Origin of the sequence: Oryzisolibacter sp. LB2S, from assembly GCF_040732315.1 — a bacterium.
GTDB classification, from domain to species: domain Bacteria; phylum Pseudomonadota; class Gammaproteobacteria; order Burkholderiales; family Burkholderiaceae_C; genus Alicycliphilus; species Alicycliphilus soli.
This window is the reverse complement of the sequence record NZ_CP160388.1, coordinates 2,606,816-2,627,371: the sequence shown is the minus strand read 5'-3', so window position 1 is coordinate 2,627,371 and position 20,556 is coordinate 2,606,816. Positions and strand designations below refer to the sequence as shown.

Sequence of the window (20,556 nt, the reverse complement as noted above, 5' to 3'; positions counted from 1 at the left end):
TCCAGGTGTCAGTGGGGCCCGCTTTGCCGTCGCTGTGGATCCCCGCTTACGCGGGGATGACGGGGGGCAGGGAGTCGGAATCAAAAACGCCGTCAGCCGTTTCAGGACAAGCGCGAGCAGCTATGGATGAAGGAGCGCACACTGCCCCACCGCTACGCCTGTGGCAGCGGCAGCGCGGTCTTGTAGCGCACCTGCTTGAGCGTGAAGCTGGTGCGAATCTTCTCGATGCCGGCGATCGGCGTGAGCTGCTCGAGGATGAAGCGCTCGAGCGCCGCGATGTCGGGCAGCACGACGCGGATCAGGTAGTCGCTGTCGCCGGTCATGAGGTAGCACTCCATGACCTGCTCGTGCTCGGCAATGCGCTGCTCGAAGGCGGCCAGGGCCTCGCGGCTCTGGCTCTTGAGGCTGATGTTGATGAATACGTTCAGCCCCAGCCCCAGCGCCGTCGGGTCGGCCAGCGCCACATAGCGGCTGATGATGCCCGCGCCCTCGAGCGCCTTGACGCGCGCCAGGCAGGGCGAGGGCGACAGGTGCACGCGCCGAGCCAGCTCCACGTTGGACAGCGAGCCATCGGCCTGCAGTTCGGCCAGGATGCGCAGATCGGTGGTGTCAAGCTTCATATGCTGCAAAAGTGATGAAAAGAAGCATATTGTGCTGTGCGATGGGCGCCCCGCACCGAAAACAGTACCCTGTGTGGCGGGTTCAGGCATACAGTGACGCTCATGAATGCCCCATTGCCTTTCTCTTCCTTGAGCTGCATCGCGGACACCGATCCGCAGGAAACCGCCGAATGGCGCGACGCCTTCGCCGCGCTGCTGGCCAGCGCAGGCCCCGAGCGCGCCCGTTTCATGCTTGACGAGCTCGCGCGCGCGGCGCGCGCCGCCCAGGTGGGCTGGCAGCCCGAGCTCAACACCCCGGCCGTCAACACCATTGCCGCACAGGCTCAGCCCGTGTTCCCCGGTGACCTGGCCGTGGAGGAGCGCCTGGCCAGCCTGATGCGCTGGAACGCGCTGGCCATGGTGGTGCGCGCCAACCAGGCCTATGGCGAGCTCGGCGGCCATATCGCGAGCTACGCGAGCGCGGCCGATCTGTTCGAGGTCGGCTTCAACCATTTCTTCCACGCGCGCGAGGGATTGGCGCCGGGCCAGCACCGCGGCGACCTGGTGTTCTTTCAGCCGCACAGCGCGCCCGGTGTCTATGCGCGCGCGTTCCTCGAGGGCCGGCTGTCCGAGCAGGACCTGCTGCATTTCCGCCAGGAGATCAGCGCGCCCCAGGCGGGCGCGCGCGGCCTGTGCAGCTACCCCCACCCCTGGTCCATGCCGGACTTCTGGCAGTTCCCCACGGGCTCCATGGGCATTGGGCCCATCAGCAGCATCTACCACGCGCGCTTCATGCACTTTCTGACCGACCGTGGCCTGCTCGACTGCAAGGGCCGCAAGGTCTGGGGCGTGTTCGGTGACGGCGAGATGGACGAGCCCGAGAGCACCAGCGCCCTCACGCTCGCCGCGCGCGAGGGGCTGGACAACCTGGTCTGGGTGGTCAACTGCAACCTGCAGCGGCTCGATGGCCCGGTGCGCGGCAACGGCCGCATCGTCGATGAACTGGAGCGCCTGTTCACGGGCAGCGGCTGGAACGTCATCAAGCTGCTGTGGGGCAGCGACTGGGACGGCCTGTTTGCGCGCGACCTCACGGGCACGCTGGTGCGCACCCTGGGCGAGACCGTCGATGGCCAGATGCAGACCTTTGCCGCCAAGGACGGGCGCTTCAACCGCGACAACTTCTTCGGCCAGAGCTCCGAGCTGCAGCAACTGGCCCAGGGCATGACGGACGAGCAGATCGACCGCCTCAAGCGCGGCGGCCATGACCTCGTGAAGATCTACGCCGCCTACCAGGCGGCCGCCGCGCACCGCGGCCAGCCCACGGTGATCCTGGCGCACACCAAGAAGGGCTACGGCATGGGCACGGCCGGCCAGGGCAAGATGACCACGCACAGCCAGAAGAAGCTCGATGACCAGGAGCTCATCGCGTTTCGCAACCGCTTCCACCTGCCGCTGACCGACGCGCAGGCCGTGGCCCTGGAGTTCCTCAGGCCCGCGGACGACAGCGCCGAGATGCAATACCTGCAGGCGCGGCGCCAGGCCCTGGGCGGCTATCTGCCGCGGCGCGAATCGACCTGCGAGGCCCTGGCCGTGCCGCCCTTGGCGAGCTACGCGCAGTTCGCCCTGGCGCCCCAGGCCAAGGAGATGAGCACCACCATGGCCTTTGTGCGCATGCTCGGCAGCCTGCTCAAGGACGCCACCCTGGGCCCGCGCATCGTGCCCATCGTCGCCGACGAGGCGCGCACCTTCGGCATGGCCAATCTGTTCAAGCAGGTGGGCATCTACAGCAACGTGGGCCAGCGCTACGCGCCCGAGGACATAGGCTCCATCCTCTCGTACCGCGAGGCGCGCGACGGCCAGATCCTTGAGGAGGGCATCAGCGAGGCCGGCGCCATCGCCAGCTGGACGGCCGCGGCGACGAGCTACAGCGTGCACGGCCTGGCCATGCTGCCGTTCTACATCTACTACTCGATGTTCGGCTTCCAGCGCGTGGGCGACGCCATCTGGGCCGCGGCCGACCAGCGCGCGCGCGGCTTTCTGCTGGGCGCGACCAGCGGGCGCACCACGCTGGGCGGCGAGGGCCTGCAGCACCAGGACGGCAGCAGCCACCTGATGGCCGCCGCGATTCCCAACTGCAAGGCGTACGACCCGGCCTTTGCGGGTGAGATGGCCGTCATCGTCGATGCCGGCATGCGCGAGATGCTCACCGAGCAGCGCGATGTCTTCTACTACATCACGCTCATGAACGAGAACTACGCCCAGGCCGACCTGCCCGAGGCCGCGCATGAGGGCGTGCTGCGTGGATGCTATTTGTTCAATAGCTCCCCGCGCTTGATAGACGGGCGTGAGAGCCAGATTTCATCTGAAAGGCACGTCACCCTGCTGGGCTCGGGCGCCATCCTGACCGAGGTGCTCAAGGCCGCAGAGCGGCTGGCCGCGGACGGCATCACGGCCCATGTGGTCAGCGTGACGAGCTGGAGCGAGCTCGCGCGCGATGGCCAGGCCTGCGAGGACAGCGGCGCCACGCCCTGGCTGGCCCAGGTGCTCGCGGCCACGCAGGGCCCCATCGTCGCCGCCACCGACTATGTGCGCGCCGTGCCCGAGTCCGTGCGCGCCTACATCCCCGAGGGCCGGCGCTTGCGCACGCTGGGCACCGACGGCTTTGGCCGCAGTGACACGCGCGCCGCGCTGCGCAGCTTCTTCCGCGTGGACGCGGCGCACATTGCCGAGGCGGCGCAGCGGGCCTTGTGACACTGAACGGGGGCAGAGAATTGCTGGCGCTGGCCGTGGCGCTATGTTTTTTGCTGCCCGTGTGAACCATTGGGGTGGGTCGTGCGTTGAAGGAGTCTGGGTTTTCCCCGGATTCAGTGTTTCGCCCCATCCCCTCCCATGTCCCAACCACAGCGCAGCGCCGTCATCGACAGCGCCAAGGGCCTGGCCTGCATGGCCATCGTTTGGCACCACCTCGCGTTCTATGGGCCCATGTCCGACCTCGTGCGCCAGGACATGCCGGCCCTCATCGACTGGCTCTACGAATACGCACGCATGGCCGTGCAGGTGTTTCTCGTGCTCGGCGGCTTTCTGGCCGCGGCCAGCCTGGCGCCGCGCGGGCATGCGCGCTTCGATGCGCCCTGGATGCGTGTGCTGCGCCGCTATGTGCGCCTGGTCGTGCCCTATGCCGTGGCGCTGGCGCTGGCCATCGTCGTGCAGGCGGCGGTGCGGCCGTGGTTCCACCATGACTCCGTGTCCGCCGAACCCGGACTGTGGCAGCTGCTGGCCCATGCACTGCTGCTGCACGGCGTGATGGGCGAGGAGTCGCTCTCCGCGGGCGTCTGGTATGTGGCCATCGACTTTCAGCTGTTCGCGCTCACGGCGCTGGCGCTCGCGGCGGTCTCCTGGGCCGCGACGGCGCTGCGCGCGCGCTTGGGGCGCCAGATGCTCGCGCGCTGCTGGCCCTGGGCCATGACGGGGGCGCAGCTCATCGTGGCGCTGGGCGTGGCAGCGTCGCTGCTGTACTTCAACCGCGACGCGCGCTGGGACATCTGGGCCGCGTATTTCTTCGGTGCCTACGGCCTGGGCATGCTGGCCTTCTGGGCCGTGCGCTCGCCGCAGGCGCCGGGCGCCTGGGGCTGGACCCTGCTGATCGTGGCGCTGGTGGGGGTGGCGCTGGCCGCGCAGTGGCGCGACCGCATTGCGCTCGCCGGCGTCACGGCGCTGGCCCTGGTGCTGGTCATGCGCCGGCCGGGCACGGCGCGCTGGCAGGGCTGGGCGCCGCTGAACCGGCTCGGGCAGATGTCGTACTCGGTCTTTCTCGTGCACTTCGCAGTCTGCGTGATGGTGAACGCCGTGGTGCATTTCCTCTGGCCGGACTCCGTGCTCGCGGCCGAGATCGGCATGCCGCTGGCCTTCGGTCTGTCGCTGGCCGCGGGCCATGTGCTCTACGAACGCGTGGAGCGCCACGCGCCCGACTGGCAATCGGCGCTCGGTTGGCAGGCCGGCATGGTGGGCGCGGGGCTGCTCACGGCGGCCGTTCTCTGAAGCTGTTCGTGATGGCGCGGGCACAAAAAAGGCAGCCCGCGGGCTGCCTGGCCGTAGCGCGGGGCGCGGGTCTCAGCGATGGAGCTCGCCCGCGTTCTCGGGCTGGTAGTCGATCGCGTCCACGCGCACCGTGGTGACCTTGCCCGTGGCGCTGGGCATCTGCAGCTCGTCGCCCACGGCCAGGCCCAGCAGGGCGATGCCCACGGGGGCGAAGATGGACACCTTGCTGTCGCTGCCGTCCATCTCCTTGGGATAGACCAGGGTCAGCGTGCTGGTCTTGCCGGTCTCCAGCATGGTGAAGCGCACGGTGGAGTTCATGGTCACGACATTGGGCGGCATGTCCTTGGGGTCGAGCACGTCGGCGCGGTCGAGCTCGGCCTCCAGCACGTCGCGGCCGGGGAAGGGCGTCTGGTTCTTCTCCAGCAGGGCCTCGATGCGATCCATGTCCAGCGAGGACAGGACGATGTGGGGTTTGCTCTGCGACATGGTGGGACTCCCTGGACTCAATGGCGTGCCGCGGCCTGCGGCAGCTCTCAAACGGACAAAAGCCCGGGCAACGGGGTTGTCCGGGCCAAGGCATGAAATTCAACAAACACCTGCTTGGTGCGATGCGGCATTGTGCGCTGCAGCACTGCTTTTGCCAAGGGAAGTCATACGCCGCTGCCGTGAATTGCGCGGCGTTTGCCAGAACGCCTGAAATCACTTATGCGTGCAGGGTTTCTCGTGAAGCACTGTTTGTATTTACAGTGTTCTCATGATCGACGATGAAGCTCCTGTATTCCCGCCCGCGCGCCCCATCAAGGGTCGTGGCGCTGCCGAGCGCATGGCACACCGCTTCGCGCGCGATGCGCGCGCGCCCTTTGATGACGGCTGGGGCGGCCCGCAGGCGCAGGAGGGCGCCGAGCCTGCCGAACCCACCGCGCCGCCGCGCACCCGGGTGGTCTGGGAGGACGCGCGCAGCGCGCTGTGCCGCAACGACTCGCCCGACATCTTCTTCGAGCAGTCCGTCAACCCCTACCGCGGCTGCGAGCATGGCTGCGTGTACTGCTATGCGCGGCCCACGCACAGCTATCTGGGCCTGTCGCCGGGGCTGGACTTCGAGACGCACATCATCGCCAAGCGCAACATTGCCGCCCTGCTGCGCGAGGAGCTGGCGCGGCCCGGTCACCGGCCGTCGGTGGTCAACATCGGCTCGGCCACCGACTGCTACCAGCCCGTGGAGCGCGAGCTGCTTTTGACGCGCGGCCTGATCGAGGTGATGCAGGAGGCGCGCCACCCGTTTTCGCTCATTACCAAGAGCAGCGGCGTGGAGCGCGACCTGGACCTGCTCGCTCCGCTCGCACAGGCGCGCCTGGCCGCCGCCTATGTGACCATCACCACGCTGGACGCGCACCTTGCGCGCGTGCTCGAGCCGCGCGCCGCATCGCCCGAGCGGCGGCTGCGCACCATACGCGCGCTGGCCGACGCCGGCGTGCCCGTGGGCGTGAGCGTGGCGCCGCAGATCCCCTTCATCACCGAGGACATGGAGCAGGTGCTGGCCGCCGCGCGCGAGGCGGGCGCCCGGTCGGCCTTCTACACGGTGATCCGCCTGCCGTGGGAGCTCAACGCGCTGATGCGCCAATGGCTTGCGCTGCACTACCCGGAGCGTGCCGAGCGCGTGATCGCGCGCATCCAGGACCTGCATGGCGTGGACGCGCCCGCCCGCGCCGCGGGCAAGAGCTACGACGCCAGCCACGCCAGCCGCATGAAGGGCCAGGGCCTGTGGGCCGACCTGCTGCGCCAGCGCTTCGAGAAGACCTGCGCGCGCCTGGGGCTCAACCGCGAGCGCACGGCGCTGGACCTGACGCAGTTCCGCCCGGCGCTGGCGCGTGGGCAGGGGGTGTTGTTTTAGATCAGCCCCAACTGCTGCGCATGGTGGCGCAGGTGATCGGCCATGAAGCTCTGGATGAAGTAGTAGCCATGGTCATAGCCCGCGTGGCGGCGCAGCGTGAGCGGCTGTCCCGTGGCCGCGCAGGCGGCCTCGAAGGACTCGGGCCGCAGCTGCCCGTCGTGCAGGAATTTGTCCGCCAGCCCCTGGTCGATGAGGATGCCGCCGGGGTAGGGCGCCTGGGTTTGGCCTTGCATGAGCAGCGTGGCATCGTGAGCGGCCCAGGCCTGGCGGTTCGTTCCAAAATAGCCCGTGAAGGCCTTCTCCCCCCAAGGGCAGTCGACCGGATGGGCGATGGGGGCGAAGGCCGACAGGCTCTTGAAGCGGCCCGGGTGGCGCAGCGCCAGCGTGAGCGCGCCATGCCCGCCCATGCTGTGCCCGAAGACGCCGATGCGCGTGCCGTCGATGGGCAGGGCCTGGGTGATGAGCGGCAGCAGCTCCTGCATCAGCCAGCTCTCCATGCGCCAGTGCGTGGCCCAGGGGGCCTGGCTGGCGTCGAGGTAGAAACCCGCGCCCACACCGAAGTCCCAGGCGTCGGACTCGCCCGCCACGCCCGCGCCGCGCGGGCTGGTGTCGGGCGCGATCAGGGCCAGGCCCAGCTCGGCCGCGAGCCGCTGCGCGCCGGCCTTAGTGGGGAAGGTCTCCTCGGTGCAGGTCAGGCCCGCCAGGTAGAGCAGGGCGGGCACCTTCTCGCCCGCGAGCGCCGCGGGTGGCAGAAAGACCGAGAACGCCATCGGCAGGCCGATCTCGCGCGAGGCATGGCGGTAAAAGCGCTGCTCGCCGCCGAAGCAGGCGTGGGAGGACAGCAGTTCCATGGGGATGGTCATTGGGTGGTTCTTCCTCAGGCTGTCAAATCGTCGTCATTCCGGCGAAGGCCGGAATCCAGGAACCTCGCCGCGCCCAAGCCGCATGGATTCCGGCCTTCGCCGGAATGACGGCCATCTGAGGCTCGGGCTGTTTCAGGTTAAATTGCACTGAAACGCCCAGCAGGCAAGCGCGAGCAGCTATTGTTTTTTTAATTGCCGTAGTGCACCACCGAGCGAATCGACTTGCCCTCGTGCATGAGGTCGAAGGCCTGGTTGATGTCGGCCAGGCCCATGGTGTGGGTGACGAAGGGCGCAAGCTGGATGCGGCCGGCCATGGCGTCCTGCACCATGCCGGGCAGTTCGCTGCGGCCCTTGACGCCGCCGAATGCCGTGCCCAGCCAACGCCGGCCCGTGACGAGCTGGAAGGGGCGGGTGGAGATCTCCTGGCCCGCGCCCGCCACGCCGATGATCACGCTCTGGCCCCAGCCGCGGTGCGCGCATTCGAGCGCCGCGCGCATCACATTCACGTTGCCTATGCATTCGAAGGAATGATCGACGCCCCAGCCGGTCATCTCGACGATCACCTGCTGAATCGGCTTGTCGAAGTCCTTGGGGTTGACGCAGTCGGTGGCGCCAAAGGTGCGTGCCAGGTCGAATTTGCCGGGGTTGGTGTCGATGGCGATGATGCGCCCGGCCTGGGCGAGCTTCGCGCCCTGGATGACAGCCAGGCCAATACCGCCCAGACCAAACACCGCGACGGTGTCGCCGGGCTGCACCTTGGCGGTGTTCTTCACGGCGCCCAGGCCCGTGGTTACGCCGCAGCCCAGCAGGCACACCTGCTCGGGGTTGGCCGCGGGGTCAATCTTTGCGAGCGACACCTCGGCCACCACGGTGTATTCGCTGAAAGTGGAGCAGCCCATGTAGTGGTAGACGGGCTGGCCGTTGTAGGAAAAGCGCGTCGTGCCATCGGGCATCACGCCCTTGCCCTGGGTGGCGCGCACGGCCACGCAGAGGTTGGTCTTGCCGCTCTTGCAGAACAGGCATTCGCCGCATTCTGCCGTGTACAGCGGGATCACATGGTCACCGGGCTTGACGCTGGTCACGCCTTCGCCGCACTCGACGACGATGCCCGCGCCCTCATGCCCGAGCACGGCGGGGAAGATGCCCTCGGGGTCGTCGCCCGAGAGCGTGAAGGCATCGGTGTGGCAGACGCCGGTGTGGGTGATGCGCACCAGCACCTCGCCCTTCTTGGGCGGGGCGACGTCGATCTCGACGATTTGCAGGGGTTCTCCAGCCTTGAAGGCAACGGCGGCGCGGGATTTCATGGCAACTCCTTGAGGGTGATGGCGACGGTGATGGGGGCGGGGTATCAGCTGGCGCTTTTCTCGAACGGCGAGCGGATGTCGGAGAGGAACTTCTGCGTGCGCGGATGTTGCGGGTGGTTGAAGAACTCGTGCGGCGTGGCGCGCTCGAGCACCGCGCCCTGGTCCATGAAGATCACGCGGTCGGCCACCTCGCGCGCAAAGCCCATCTCGTGCGTGACGCAGACCATGGTCATGCCGTCGCGCGCGAGGTCGCGCATGACGAGCAGTACCTCGCCGACCATTTCCGGGTCAAGCGCGCTGGTGGGCTCGTCGAGCAGCATGACCGGGGGCTTGAGCGTGAGCGCGCGCGCAATCGCCACGCGCTGCTGCTGCCCGCCCGAGAGCTGGGCCGGCAGGGCCTGCGCCTTGTGCGCCAGGCCCACGCGTTCGAGCAGGGCCATGGCGCGGTCGCGCGCCTCGGCCTGCGCCATCTTCCTGAGCTGCACCGCGGCCAGCGTGCAGTTGTCCAGCACGGTCAGGTGCGGAAACAGGTTGAACTGCTGGAACACGAAGCCGATGCCGGCGCGCAGCTGGTTCACGTCCAGCTTCGGGTCGTGCACGTCGCGCCCGTCCAGCAGGATCTGGCCGCCCTGGATCTCCTCGAGGCGATTGATGGTGCGGATCAGCGTGGACTTGCCCGAGCCCGAGGGGCCGCAGACCACGACGACTTCGCCGCTGGCGATGGTCTCGGTCACGTCCACCAGCGCGTGGTAGTCGCCGTACCATTTGTTCACGTTGTTCAGTTCGATCATGCTGCAGGCTTGGTTGAAAGGGTGGCACCGCGCCCCTGGCGTGCCAGCCGCCGCTCCAGCCATTGGGCAAGGCGCGAGAGGCCGAAGCAGAGGATGAAGTAGGTCAGGCCCAGGATGCCGAAGACCTCGACCGGTTTGGTGAAGGCCAGGGTGTTGATCTGGTTGGCGATGAAGCTCACCTCGGTCAGGCCGATGATGTAGCCGAGCGAGGTCTCCTTGATGGTGGAGATGAACTGGTTGACCAGCGAGGGCAGCGAGTTGCGCAGCGCCTGCGGCAGCACCACGCAGCGCATGGCCTTGAGGTAGGGCAGGCCGAGCGAGCGCGCGCATTCCATCTGCCCCCTGGGCAGGCCCTGGATGCCGGCGCGCACGATCTCTGCCAGGTAGGCGGCGTCGAACACCACGAGTGCGATCAGCATGGTCCAGAACTGGTTGGTCTTCACCCCCGTGATGCTGGGCAGGAAGAAATAGGCCCAGAACACGACCATCAGGAGCGGAATGCCGCGCACCAGGTAGACGAAGCCCGTGACCGGCAGGCGCAGCCAGGCCCAGGGCGAGACGCGCATCAACCCCAGCGCGAGGCCCAGCGGCAGCGACAGCAGCAGGCCCATGACGGCCAGAATCAGCGTGAGGGCCAGGCCCCCCAGCGGGCCACTCGGGTACTGCCCCACCAGGAAGTACAGCCAGTACTTGTCTATCAGCTCGAGCATGGCGCGGCCCTACATGGTGCGCACCGGATAGCGGTGCTGGAACCAGCTCGCCAGGCCGGTGATGATGAGCGAGACCCCCAGATAGGCCACGCTGGCAAAGGCAAAGGCCTCGAAGCTGCGAAACGACTGGCTCTCCACCTGGCCCACCTGGTACATGAGCTCGGCCGCGCCGATGACGGTGGCAATCGACGTGCCCTTCCAGAGGTTGAGCGTCTGCGAGATCAGCGGCGGCACTGTGAGGCGCAGCGCCTGCGGCAGGATGACGAGGCGCATGGCCTGCAGATAGCTCAGGCCAATGCTGCGCGCCGCTTCCAGCTGCACCGGCGGCACGGCGCGGATGCCGCTGCGTATGTCCTCGGCCATGTAGGCGGCCGTGTACACGCTGATCGCCAGCACCGCGCAGATGGACTCCACGGGCCCTTCGTACAGCGCCTCCTTGAGCGCGGCGGGCAGCATCTCGGGCACGCCGAAGTACCAGAACAGCATGTGCGCCAGCAGCGGAATGCTGCGCACCACCTCCACGTAGCTCGCGCCCAGGGCGCGCAGCCATGCGAACGGCGACAGCCGGAACAGCGCAATCAGCAGGCCGAGCGGCAGCGACAGGCACAGGCCGTAGAACAGGTACTGCAGCGACATCTTGAGGCCCGCCACGAGCATGTCGTGGTACTGGCCCGAGAGCAGCATCTGTGCGTCGAATTGGATCATGGGTCAATGAAAAAGGGCCGCAGGCCCGTTGCTGGGGTGCCCGCGGCCCGAAGCCGAAAAGGCTCAGAGGTTGTGAGTACTTCCCTCGTGCCCGAAAGGCGCGCCACAACGCACCCGATCGAGGCGCAAAACGCAGCCATAGCTCGGGCTATGGCGAGTATTTGCAACGATGAGCGGGGGTGTTTTGGCGTGCAAGGCGGGCATAGGGGAAAAACTCACAGCCTCTCACTCGGTGATCTGGTCGCTTTCCATCTTGAAGCGGCGCGGGCCCATCTTGAGCGCGCTCTTGGCGCCGAAGTACTGCTCGTACAGGGCGTTGGCCTTGCCGCTGGATTCGAGCTCGCGCAGGGTCTCGTCCACCACCTTCTTGAGGCCGGTCTCGCCCTTCTTGATGCCCAGTGCCAGCGATTCGGTGCTGATGCTGGCCGGCAGCAGGCGGTAGTTCTTGCGCTGGTCGCCCATCTCCACCAGGGCGCGCGCCAGGCTCTGGTCCTCGTTGACGAAGGCCACGGCCTTGCCCTGTTGCATGGCCACGAGGGCCTGCGGCGAGGTGTCGAACGAGATCACCGTGACCGTGGGCACGGCCTTCTTGATGTTGACCTCCATCGAACTGCCCTTGGCCGTGGCCACGCGCTTGCCGGCGAGGTCAGGCACGTCCTTGAAGGGGCTCGCCGCCTTGACCATGACCTGCTGGTTGGTCACGAAGGTGGTGACGGAGAAGTCGATCTGCGCCTCGCGCTCCTTGTTGTGCGTGAGCGATGCGGCCAGCAGGTCCACATGGCCCTGCTGCAGCTCCGGGATGCGCGCGGCCAGCGTGATCTGCTTGAACACGGGCTTCACACCGATCTTCTGCGCCACGGCGCGGCCCAGATCGACCTCGTAGCCGACGAGCTCGCGCGTCTTGGGGTCGATGTAGCTCTGCGGCTCGTCCGTGCCGAGCACGCCGACCACGAGCTCGCCCTTGGCCTTGATGTCGGCAAGCTGATCTGCGTGGACTGCGCCGCCCAGCAGCGCGGCAGCGGCGGTGACGGTGGCCAACCAACGAAACTTCATAGAGAGTCCTTCTTGATGCATGGATGGAGTTGTCCGCTGGCTGCGCCGCGCGGCTTGGGCTCTGCAGCCACAGGAACCGGACGACTGTAACAGCGCCGGGGCCGCGCCGCATCCTGCAGATCCGCGTTGGCCCCGTGTTGGCGGTGTGCAGGACCGACAAAAAAGCCCGCAGGCAGGTGTTGCATGCGGGCTTGTGTGGGCAGCACCTGCGCGAAGGCAGGTGCGCGACCGGGCTCAGGGCACGTCGCGGCGCGGCGAACCCGTGAACAGCTGGCGCGGACGGCCGATCTTGTACTCGGGGTCGGCCAGCATCTCGTTGAGCTGGGCGATCCAGCCCACCGTGCGGGCCAGAGCGAAGATGCCGGTGAACAGGCTGACGGGGATACCGATGGCGCGCTGCACGATGCCCGAGTAGAAGTCCACGTTCGGGTAGAGCTTGCGCTGCACGAAGTAGTCGTCCTCGAGGGCGATCTTCTCGACCTGCTTGGCCAGGGCGAACAGCGGGTCCTTTTCCAGGCCCAGCTCGGCCAGCACCTCGTTGCAGGTTTCCTGCATGAGCTTGGCGCGCGGGTCGTAGTTCTTGTAGACCCGGTGGCCAAAGCCCATGAGCTTGACGCCGCTGTTCTTGTCCTTGACCTGCTCCATGAATTCACCCACCTTGGCGATGCCGCCGTTGCGCTGGATGTCTTCGAGCATGTTCAGGCAGGCCTCGTTGGCGCCACCGTGGGCGGGGCCCCACAGGCAGGCGACACCGGCGGCAATGGCCGCGAACGGGTTGGTGCCCGAGGAGCCGCACAGGCGCACCGTGGAGGTGGAGGCGTTCTGCTCGTGGTCGGCGTGCAGGATGAAGATGCGGTCCAGGGCCTTTTCGAGCACCGGGTTGACCTTGTAGTCCTCGCAGGGCGTGCCGAACATCATGTGCAGGAAGTTGCCGGCGTAGGACAACTCGTTGCGCGGGTACATGAAGGGCTGGCCGACGCCGTACTTGTAGGCCATGGCCACCAGGGTGGGCAGCTTGGAGATCAGGCGGATGGCGGCAATCTCACGATGCTGCGGGTTGTTGATGTCGGTGCTGTCGTGATAGAAGGCCGACAGCGCGCCGATCAGGCCCGTGAGCACGGCCATCGGGTGGGCATCGCGGCGGAAACCGCGCAGGAAGAACTGCATCTGCTCGTGCACCATGGTGTGCTTGAGCACCAGCTTGTGGAAGTCGTCACGCTCGGTGGCGTTGGGCAGCTCGCCCTTGAGCAGCAGGTAGCAGGTGTCGAGGTAGTCGCACTTGGTGGCCAGTTGTTCGATGGGGTAGCCGCGGTACAGCAGTTCGCCCTTGTCGCCATCGATGTAGGTGATGGCCGACTGGCAGGATGCGGTGGACAGGAAACCCGGGTCATAGGTGAACATGCCCGACTGGCCGTAGAGCTTGCGGATGTCGATGACGTCCGGGCCAATGCTGCCCTGGTACACGGGAAGCTCGATGCTCGGGCTGCCGTTGCTGAACGATAGCGTCGCTTTGTTGTCTGCCAGTTTCATTTCCAGTTTCCTTGGGTTGGGTTGCTCGGTGTGGGGGTGTTGGCGTGCGCCCTGCGTCAGCTGCGCTCGCGCAGGCGCGCCAGTACCGCCCTGACGTCGTCGGTGGCGATCTCGCCTTCGGGTTCCTTGCGCCTGAGCAGCAGGTCCAGCAGATCGTTGTCCGACAGATTCATGAGCAGCGTCATGGCGTGAGCATCGCGCACCGTGAGGCGCGCGCCATGACGCTCGAAGAAGCGCTCGATGAACAGATCGTTCTCCACCAGCCCGCGCCGGCTGCGCCAGCGCAGGATGGAGACTTCGCGTTCGTCGAGCAGTGCGTCTTGCGACATTGCTGCCTCAGATGGCGCGGCGCACCATCAGCTCCTTGATCTTGCTGATGGCGGCGGCGGGCTTGAGGCCCTTGGGGCAGACGTCCACACAGTTCATGATGGTGTGGCAGCGGAACAGGCGGTACGGGTCTTCCAGGTTGTCCAGGCGCTCGGCCGTTGCCTGGTCGCGGCTGTCGGCGATGAAGCGGTAGGCCTGCAGCAGGCCTGCGGGGCCGACGAACTTGTCGGGGTTCCACCAGAAGCTCGGGCAGCTCGTCGAGCAGCTCGCGCACAGAATGCACTCGTACAGGCCGTCGAGCTCCTCTCGCTCCTCGGGCGACTGCAGGCGCTCCTTGCTCGGCGACGTGGGCGTCTCGTTCTGCAGGTAGGGCTTGATCGAGTGGTACTGGTTGAAGAACTGCGTCATGTCCACGATCAGGTCGCGAATCACCGGCAGCCCGGGCAGGGGCTTGAGGATGATGTCACCCTTGAGCGTGTTCATGTTGGTCAGGCAGGCCAGGCCGTTCTTGCCGTTGATGTTCATCGCGTCCGAGCCGCACACGCCCTCGCGGCAGGAACGACGGAACGAGATGCTCGGGTCCTGAGCCTTGAGCTTGACCAGCGCGTCCAGCAGCATGCGCTCATGGCCGTCGAGCTCGATCTGCACGGTCTGCATGTAGGGCTTGGCGTCCTTGTCCGGGTCGTAGCGATAGATCTTGAAAGTGCGTTGCATGGTGTGTTTCTTTCGTGGGACTGCGCAGGCTTAGAACGTGCGAACCTTCGGGGGAATGCTGTCCACCGTCAGAGGCTTCATCGTCACCGGCTTGTAGCTCAGGCTGTTGGTGGCGCTGTCCCACAGGGTGTGCTTGAGCCAGTTGGCGTCGTCACGGCCCAGCGGTGCGGTCGGGTGGTCGGCAGGGTGCTCGTAGTCGTACACCGTGTGTGCGCCACGGCATTCGTGACGTGCGGCGGCCGACACCATCGTGGCCTGCGCCACCTCGATCATGTTGTGGATCTCGAGCGCCTCCATGCGCGCGGTGTTCCAGACGCGCGACTTGTCCTTGAGCGTGAGCTGGCTCACCTTCTCGCGGATGGCGGCGATCTTGACCACGCCTTCGTCCATGCCCTTTTGCGTGCGGAACACGCCCGCATGCTGCTGCATGGTCTGGCGGATCTGGTTGCCCAGGTCCTGCGCGTACAGGCCGTCCGTGGACTCTTCGAGCTTGTTCAGGCGGGCCAGGGTGCGGTCGCTGGCGTCGGCCGGAACTTCGTGGTGGTCACCGAAGTTCTTCACGAACTCGACGATGTGCTTGCCGGCGGACTTGCCGAAGACCAGCAGATCGAGCAGCGAGTTGGTGCCCAGGCGGTTGGCGCCGTGCACCGACACCGCGGCGCATTCGCCCACGGCGTACAGACCGTTGACGACATTGCTCTTCTCGCCGTCCCAGGTCACGACCTGGCCGTGGATGTTGGTCGGGATACCGCCCATCTGGTAGTGAATGGTGGGCACGACGGGGATGGGCTCCTTGGTGATGTCCACGTTGGCGAAGTTGTGGCCAATTTCTTCCACCGAGGGCAGGCGCTTCCTGATGGTGTCCGCACCCAGGTGGTCGAGCTTCATCAGGATGTAGTCCTTGTTCGGACCGCAGCCACGGCCTTCCTTGATCTCCTGGTCCATCGAGCGGGACACGAAGTCACGCGGAGCCAGGTCCTTCAAGGTGGGCGCATAGCGCTCCATGAAGCGTTCGCCGTTGCTGTTGAGCAGAATGGCGCCCTCGCCGCGGCAGCCTTCGGTCAGCAGCACGCCCGCGCCGGCCACGCCGGTGGGGTGGAACTGCCAGAACTCCAGATCCTGCAGCGGAATGCCGGCGCGCGCCGCCATGCCCAGACCGTCGCCGGTGTTGATGAAGGCGTTGGTCGATGCGGCAAAGATGCGGCCCGCGCCGCCCGTGGCCAGCAGCACGGCCTTGGCGTGCAGCTCGTACAGATCGCCGGTCTCGAGTTCCAGTGCGGTTACGCCCACGACGTCGCCGGCGCTGTTGCGGATCAGGTCCAGAGCCATCCACTCGACGAAGAAGTTGGTCTTGGACTCGACGTTCTTCTGGTACAGCGTGTGCAGCATGGCATGGCCGGTACGGTCGGCCGCGGCGCAGGCGCGCTGCACGGGCTTTTCGCCGTAGTTGGCCGTGTGGCCGCCGAAGGGGCGCTGGTAGATCGTGCCGTCGGGGTTGCGGTCGAACGGCATGCCGAAATGTTCGAGCTCGATGACGACGTTGGGCGCCTCGCGGCACATGAACTCCACGGCGTCCTGGTCGGACAGCCAGTCGCCGCCCTTGATGGTGTCGTAGAAGTGGTAGTGCCAGTTGTCCTCGTTCATGTTGCCGAGGGATGCCGACACGCCGCCCTGGGCGGCCACGGTGTGCGAGCGCGTGGGGAAGACCTTGGTCAGGCAGGCGACGGACAGGCCGGCGCGCGAGAGTTCGAGCGAGGCGCGCATGCCCGAGCCGCCGGCGCCGACGATGACTACATCGAACTTGCGGACGGCGATATCTTTTTTGGTGTAACTCATGGTCGTGGGAATTCGGTACGAGGGGTTCTCAAATCAGGTGATCCGATCGGCTTACAGGCGCCACAGCACCTGAATGGCCCAGCCACCACAGCTCACCAGCCACAGCGCAGCCAGCGACTGCAGGAAGAGGCGAAAGCCGGCCGGCTTGGCATAGTCGTACAGCACGCTGCAGACACCGACCCAGGCGTGCCAGATCAGCGCGACGATGACGGAGAAGGTCAGCGCCTTCATCCACTGCGGTGCAAAGATCGCGGCCCAGCTGTCGTAGCCGATGGGGCCCTGGATCAGCAGCACCTTGGCCAGCAGCAGCAGCGTGAACAGGGTGATCAGCACCGCGGTGATGCGCTGCACGACGAAGTCGCGCCAGCCGTAATGTGCACCGACCACGGTGCGCTTGTAGCCGTAGGTTGCAGCCATGTGGTTACTCCTTGATTTCGATCAGATCAGTACAGGCCGAACAGCTTGGCGCCGAGCAGCACGGTGAGCACGAGGCTGAAGACGAAGGTGGCCATGGCCGAGCTGCGGCCGAATTCCTTGGTCGTCTTGTGCGTCACGTCCAGCACCAGGTGGCGCAGGCCTGCGCCGAGGTGGTGCAGGAAGGCCCAGATCAGCGCCAGGGCCACGAGCTTGACGAACCAGCCGGGAAACATGCCTTGGCCGTCGAAGGCTGCGACGAAGCGCGCGAACGAGTATTCCGACGACAGCGATGTGTCGAACATCCAGATGATGAAGGGCAGCAGCACCAGCATCAACACGCCGCTTGCGCGGTGCAGGATGGACACGATCGCGGCCGGCGGCATGCGGTACGTGCGCACATCACTGAAAAGGTTGAGGTTGCGGAATTCGGGCCGCTTTTTCTTGACTGGCTCTGTCATGGTGGGTGCTTTCGTGGATGTAACTGCGTTGTAATTGCCGAAGGCGGACAACCCAAAATTCTATTGCAATGCAGCAGACGTGTTGTGCGGGGACTGCGTATACATGGATTTTGGGCGCGGATGTAGGTTGTGTGTCAGCTCAGTTTGTTGTGATAGTGGTGCGTGTCCGTGCGGTACAGGCCGCGCCTGAGCTCCATGGGCACATCGTTGTAGGTGTAGGCCAGGCGCTCCACGCTCAGCAGTGGCGTGGCGGGCGATACATTGAGCCACTGGGCCTGCGTTTCATCGGGCAGGACGGCGCGGATCTTCTCCTCGGCGCGCACCATGCGCACGCCGAAGTCGAGTTCGAACATGGCGTAGGTCGGCCCCTGGTAGTGCGCCATCTGCTCGGCCGTCAGTCCCTTGAAGGCCTGGCCCGGCAGCCAGATGTCCTCGAGGATGGTGGGTACGCCCACGAAGGACAGGATGCGCTTGATCTGAATCACCGAGTCGCCCGCGCGCAGGGCCAGGCTGCGCGCCACCTCGGCGTTGGCGCGCAGCCGGCGGCATTCGAGGATGGTGCGCTGAGCGGGGCCTTCCTCGCGCGCGTCGCCGGCATCGGGAAGCAGCTTCAGGAAGCGGTACTGAACCTGGCGCTCGGCGTGGGTGGCGACAAACGTGCCCTTGCCCTGGCGGCGCGTGACCAGGTTGTCGGCCGCGAGCTCGTCGATGGCCTTGCGCACCGTGCCCTGGCTGACGCGAAAGCGTGATGCCAGCTCCATCTCGCTGGGGATGGCCTCGCCGGGCTTCCATTCGCCCTGCTGCAGGCTCTGCAGTATCAGGCCCTTGATCTGTTGATAGAGCGGGCTGAAGGCGGGCGTGATCACTCCCGCGCCGCCATTGATCTGTGGCGTGCCTTCGGCGTTGATCGGAGGCGGGGATGACATGGTGGTGCGCTGTGTGTCTGGGTTGCCGGTCGGGTGCAATCATATCTTATATAAGACATAAGACAAATTGACCATAGGGGTGATTCGGCAGTAAAATCCACAAGGTTTGCGAGGCATGGACTGCCGGTAGCTGGCGCCGGTGTTGCCTTGTCACCACCTTTTTTGTCACTTCCTTTCTGGAGTTTTTCATGAGCAAGAAGCCCGTTCGCGTCGCAGTCACCGGCGCCGCCGGCCAAATCGGCTATGCCCTGCTGTTTCGCATCGCCTCTGGCGAAATGCTGGGCAAGGATCAGCCCGTCATCCTGCAGCTGCTGGAAATCCCCGACGAGAAGGCCCAGAACGCGCTCAAGGGCGTGATCATGGAGCTCGAGGACTGCGCCTTCCCGCTGCTCGCCGGCATCGAGGCCCATTCCGATCCCATGACGGCGTTCAAGGACACCGACTACGCCCTGCTGGTCGGCGCCCGTCCGCGTGGCCCCGGCATGGAGCGCTCGGATCTGTTGGCCGCCAACGCGCAGATCTTCACCGCCCAGGGCAAGGCACTGAACGCCGTGGCCTCGCGCAACGTCAAGGTGCTGGTGGTCGGCAACCCCGCCAACACCAATGCCTACATCGCCATGAAGAGCGCGCCCGACCTGCCGCGCGAGAACTTCACCGCCATGCTGCGCCTGGACCACAACCGCGCCGCCTCGCAGATCGCCGCCAAGATCGGCTGCGCCGTGGGCGACATCGAGAAGTTGGCCGTGTGGGGCAACCACTCGCCCACCATGTACGCCGACTACCGTTTCGCCACGGTGAATGGCAAGTCCGTCAAGGACACCATCAACGACCATGAGTGGAACGCCAACGTGTTCCTGCCCACCGTGGGCAAGCGCGGCGCGGCCATCATCGCCGCACGTGGCCTGTCCTCGGCCGCCTCGGCTGCCAACGCCGCCATCGACCACATGCGCGACTGGGCCCTGGGCACCAACGGCAAGTGGGTCACCATGGGCATTCCGTCCAATGGCGAATACGGCATCCCCAAGGACGTGATGTTCGGCTACCCCGTGACCTGCGAGGGCGGCAAGTACACCATCGTCAAGGATCTGCCCATCGACGCCTTCAGCCAGGAATGCATCAACAAGACCCTGGCCGAGCTGCAGGGCGAGCAGGATGGCGTGAAGCACCTGCTGTAAAACCATAGCGGCTTGCGCTTGTCTGGCGGGGGATTGAAGGAAATTTGTACTTCAATCCCTTGAGAGGCAAGCGCGAGCAGCTATCAAAAATGATTCTTCGGTAGAGACATGCTGTAGCCATTGCGCCCCCGCAGCCGCAGTCGCCACACCATCTTTTTGTCGATACATCCGCCAGGCCCATGCCCCCCATGCCTCAAGTCGCACCCCATCCCCGAGAGATCCTGCTGGGCGCCCAGGCCGTGGCTCATGTGCTGCCGGTCTGCGACCACTACAGCGGCGTCGAGGTGCGGATGCGCAAGAGCCTGCAGCTGCAGGCCGAGATGACGGCGGAGTTCGGACACTGCGTGTTCGACGTCACGCTCGACTGCGAGGACGGCGCCCCCGTGGGCCGCGAGCGCGAGCATGCCGAGCTCGTGGCCTCCCTGGCCAGCCAGGCGGCGCAGGGCGCCAGGGTTGCCGCGCGCGTGCACACGGTCGACCACCCCGCGTTTGCGCAGGACATGGCCATCATCGCGGGCCAGGCCGGCCAGCGGCTCACGCACATCATGATCCCCAAGGTGGAGTCGGTGGACGATGTGCTCGTTGCAGAGCGCGCCCTCGCCGCCGCCGGGGCAGGGCAGTTGCCGCTGCATGCGCTCATCGAGTCGCCCGCGGCCGTACAGCGCGCCTTCGAGATCGCCGCTCATCCGCGTATCCAGAGCCTGAGCTTCGGCCTCATGGACTTCGTCTCCGCCCATGGCGGTGCGATACCGGCCTCGGCCATGACCTCGGCCGGCCAGTTCGAGCACCCCCTCGTCGTGCGCGCCAAGCTGGAGATCGCGGCCGCCTGCCATGCCAACGGCAAGGTGCCCTCGCACTGCGTGGTGACGGAGTTCAGCAACACCGCCGCCATGCAGGCGGCGGCGGAGCGCGCCGCGCGCGAGTTCGGCTACACGCGCATGTGGAGCATCCATCCGGCGCAGATCCGTCCGATTCTGTCGGCCTTCGCGCCCGAGGATGCCGAGATCGCCCGCGCCACGCGCATCATTTGCGCCGCCATCGACGCCGACTGGGCGCCCATCAGCGAAGACGGCGTGCTGCACGACCGCGCCAGCTACCGCTATTTCTGGCAGGTGCTCGAGCGTGCGCATCAGACAGGTCGCGCCCTGGCGCCGCAGGCGCAGGGCTGGTTTGCCGGCTGAGGGGAGAGTGACCATGCAAGCACCCGTCCGATGCAGGC

Annotated in this window: 20 protein-coding genes; 5 read left to right on the top strand and 15 right to left on the bottom strand. The window is 66.4% G+C overall.

The features are described from left to right. Positions 1-152: 152 nt before the first annotated feature. Positions 153-620 (bottom strand): Lrp/AsnC family transcriptional regulator, encoded by a 468-nt coding sequence (locus ABUE11_RS12500; protein WP_367065555.1) that lies wholly within the window; start codon positions 618-620, stop codon positions 153-155. A gap of 102 nt (positions 621-722) precedes the next feature. Here ABUE11_RS12500 and mdeB point away from each other — a divergent pair, with 102 nt between their 5' ends. Continuing rightward, entirely contained in the window at positions 723-3,350 is a 2,628-nt protein-coding gene (gene mdeB, locus ABUE11_RS12495) for an alpha-ketoglutarate dehydrogenase (protein ID WP_367065554.1), read from the top strand. A gap of 138 nt (positions 3,351-3,488) precedes the next feature. Next, positions 3,489-4,637 (top strand): acyltransferase family protein, encoded by a 1,149-nt coding sequence (locus tag ABUE11_RS12490; RefSeq protein WP_367065553.1) that lies wholly within the window; start codon positions 3,489-3,491, stop codon positions 4,635-4,637. A 72-nt stretch (positions 4,638-4,709) separates the two neighbouring features. Here ABUE11_RS12490 and rnk read toward each other — a convergent pair whose 3' ends face one another. After that, positions 4,710-5,123, bottom strand: coding sequence for a nucleoside diphosphate kinase regulator (gene rnk / locus ABUE11_RS12485; RefSeq protein WP_367065552.1), 414 nt, complete (start codon positions 5,121-5,123; stop codon positions 4,710-4,712). A gap of 268 nt (positions 5,124-5,391) precedes the next feature. Here rnk and ABUE11_RS12480 point away from each other — a divergent pair, with 268 nt between their 5' ends. Beyond that, positions 5,392-6,528 (top strand): PA0069 family radical SAM protein, encoded by a 1,137-nt coding sequence (locus tag ABUE11_RS12480; RefSeq protein ID WP_367065550.1) that lies wholly within the window; start codon positions 5,392-5,394, stop codon positions 6,526-6,528. Here ABUE11_RS12480 and fghA read toward each other — a convergent pair. From fghA to ABUE11_RS12415, 13 genes are all read right to left on the bottom strand, one after another. Next, a complete protein-coding gene (gene fghA, locus ABUE11_RS12475) occupies positions 6,525-7,391 on the bottom strand; it encodes an S-formylglutathione hydrolase (RefSeq protein ID WP_367065549.1) in 867 nt (288 codons plus the stop codon). The genes ABUE11_RS12480 and fghA overlap by 4 nt on opposite strands. A 188-nt stretch (positions 7,392-7,579) precedes the next feature. Further along, positions 7,580-8,695 (bottom strand): S-(hydroxymethyl)glutathione dehydrogenase/class III alcohol dehydrogenase, encoded by a 1,116-nt coding sequence (locus tag ABUE11_RS12470; RefSeq protein ID WP_367065548.1) that lies wholly within the window; start codon positions 8,693-8,695, stop codon positions 7,580-7,582. Between the two features lie 44 nt (positions 8,696-8,739). Further along, positions 8,740-9,486, bottom strand: a complete 747-nt coding sequence (locus ABUE11_RS12465) for an amino acid ABC transporter ATP-binding protein (RefSeq protein WP_367065547.1) — start codon at positions 9,484-9,486, stop codon at positions 8,740-8,742. Continuing rightward, positions 9,483-10,196, bottom strand: a complete 714-nt coding sequence (locus ABUE11_RS12460) for an amino acid ABC transporter permease (protein ID WP_367065546.1) — start codon at positions 10,194-10,196, stop codon at positions 9,483-9,485. The genes ABUE11_RS12465 and ABUE11_RS12460 overlap by 4 nt, the downstream gene beginning before the upstream one ends. A 9-nt stretch (positions 10,197-10,205) precedes the next feature. Continuing rightward, on the bottom strand, positions 10,206-10,901 hold the full coding sequence (locus ABUE11_RS12455) for an amino acid ABC transporter permease (protein WP_367065545.1): 696 nt from the start codon (positions 10,899-10,901) through the stop codon (positions 10,206-10,208). A 225-nt stretch (positions 10,902-11,126) separates the two neighbouring features. Then, positions 11,127-11,954, bottom strand: a complete 828-nt coding sequence (locus ABUE11_RS12450; protein WP_367065544.1) for a transporter substrate-binding domain-containing protein — start codon at positions 11,952-11,954, stop codon at positions 11,127-11,129. A gap of 234 nt (positions 11,955-12,188) precedes the next feature. After that, on the bottom strand, positions 12,189-13,484 hold the full coding sequence (gene gltA, locus ABUE11_RS12445) for a citrate synthase (RefSeq protein ID WP_367065543.1): 1,296 nt from the start codon (positions 13,482-13,484) through the stop codon (positions 12,189-12,191). 56 nt (positions 13,485-13,540) lie between these two features. Beyond that, positions 13,541-13,813, bottom strand: a complete 273-nt coding sequence (locus ABUE11_RS12440) for a succinate dehydrogenase assembly factor 2 (protein WP_367065542.1) — start codon at positions 13,811-13,813, stop codon at positions 13,541-13,543. A 7-nt stretch (positions 13,814-13,820) separates the two neighbouring features. Further along, positions 13,821-14,525 (bottom strand): succinate dehydrogenase iron-sulfur subunit, encoded by a 705-nt coding sequence (locus tag ABUE11_RS12435; protein ID WP_367065540.1) that lies wholly within the window; start codon positions 14,523-14,525, stop codon positions 13,821-13,823. 30 nt (positions 14,526-14,555) lie between these two features. Next, the gene (gene sdhA, locus ABUE11_RS12430) at positions 14,556-16,361 is read right to left on the bottom strand and encodes a succinate dehydrogenase flavoprotein subunit (RefSeq protein WP_367065539.1); all 1,806 of its coding nucleotides are present in this window, start codon (positions 16,359-16,361) and stop codon (positions 14,556-14,558) included. Positions 16,362-16,412: 51 nt separating this feature from the next. Beyond that, positions 16,413-16,778 (bottom strand): succinate dehydrogenase, hydrophobic membrane anchor protein, encoded by a 366-nt coding sequence (sdhD, locus tag ABUE11_RS12425; protein WP_367065538.1) that lies wholly within the window; start codon positions 16,776-16,778, stop codon positions 16,413-16,415. A 26-nt stretch (positions 16,779-16,804) separates the two neighbouring features. Next, positions 16,805-17,236 (bottom strand): succinate dehydrogenase, cytochrome b556 subunit, encoded by a 432-nt coding sequence (gene sdhC / locus ABUE11_RS12420; RefSeq protein ID WP_367065537.1) that lies wholly within the window; start codon positions 17,234-17,236, stop codon positions 16,805-16,807. A gap of 134 nt (positions 17,237-17,370) precedes the next feature. After that, positions 17,371-18,162, bottom strand: coding sequence for a GntR family transcriptional regulator (locus ABUE11_RS12415; RefSeq protein ID WP_367065536.1), 792 nt, complete (start codon positions 18,160-18,162; stop codon positions 17,371-17,373). 188 nt (positions 18,163-18,350) lie between these two features. Here ABUE11_RS12415 and ABUE11_RS12410 point away from each other — a divergent pair, with 188 nt between their 5' ends. Together ABUE11_RS12410 and ABUE11_RS12405 are read left to right on the top strand one after the other, a co-directional pair. After that, positions 18,351-19,337: a malate dehydrogenase gene (locus ABUE11_RS12410; protein WP_367065534.1), complete on the top strand. Its 987-nt coding sequence runs from the start codon at positions 18,351-18,353 to the stop codon at positions 19,335-19,337. 188 nt (positions 19,338-19,525) lie between these two features. Then, entirely contained in the window at positions 19,526-20,518 is a 993-nt protein-coding gene (locus tag ABUE11_RS12405) for an aldolase/citrate lyase family protein (RefSeq protein ID WP_367065533.1), read from the top strand. Positions 20,519-20,556: the final 38 nt, after the last annotated feature.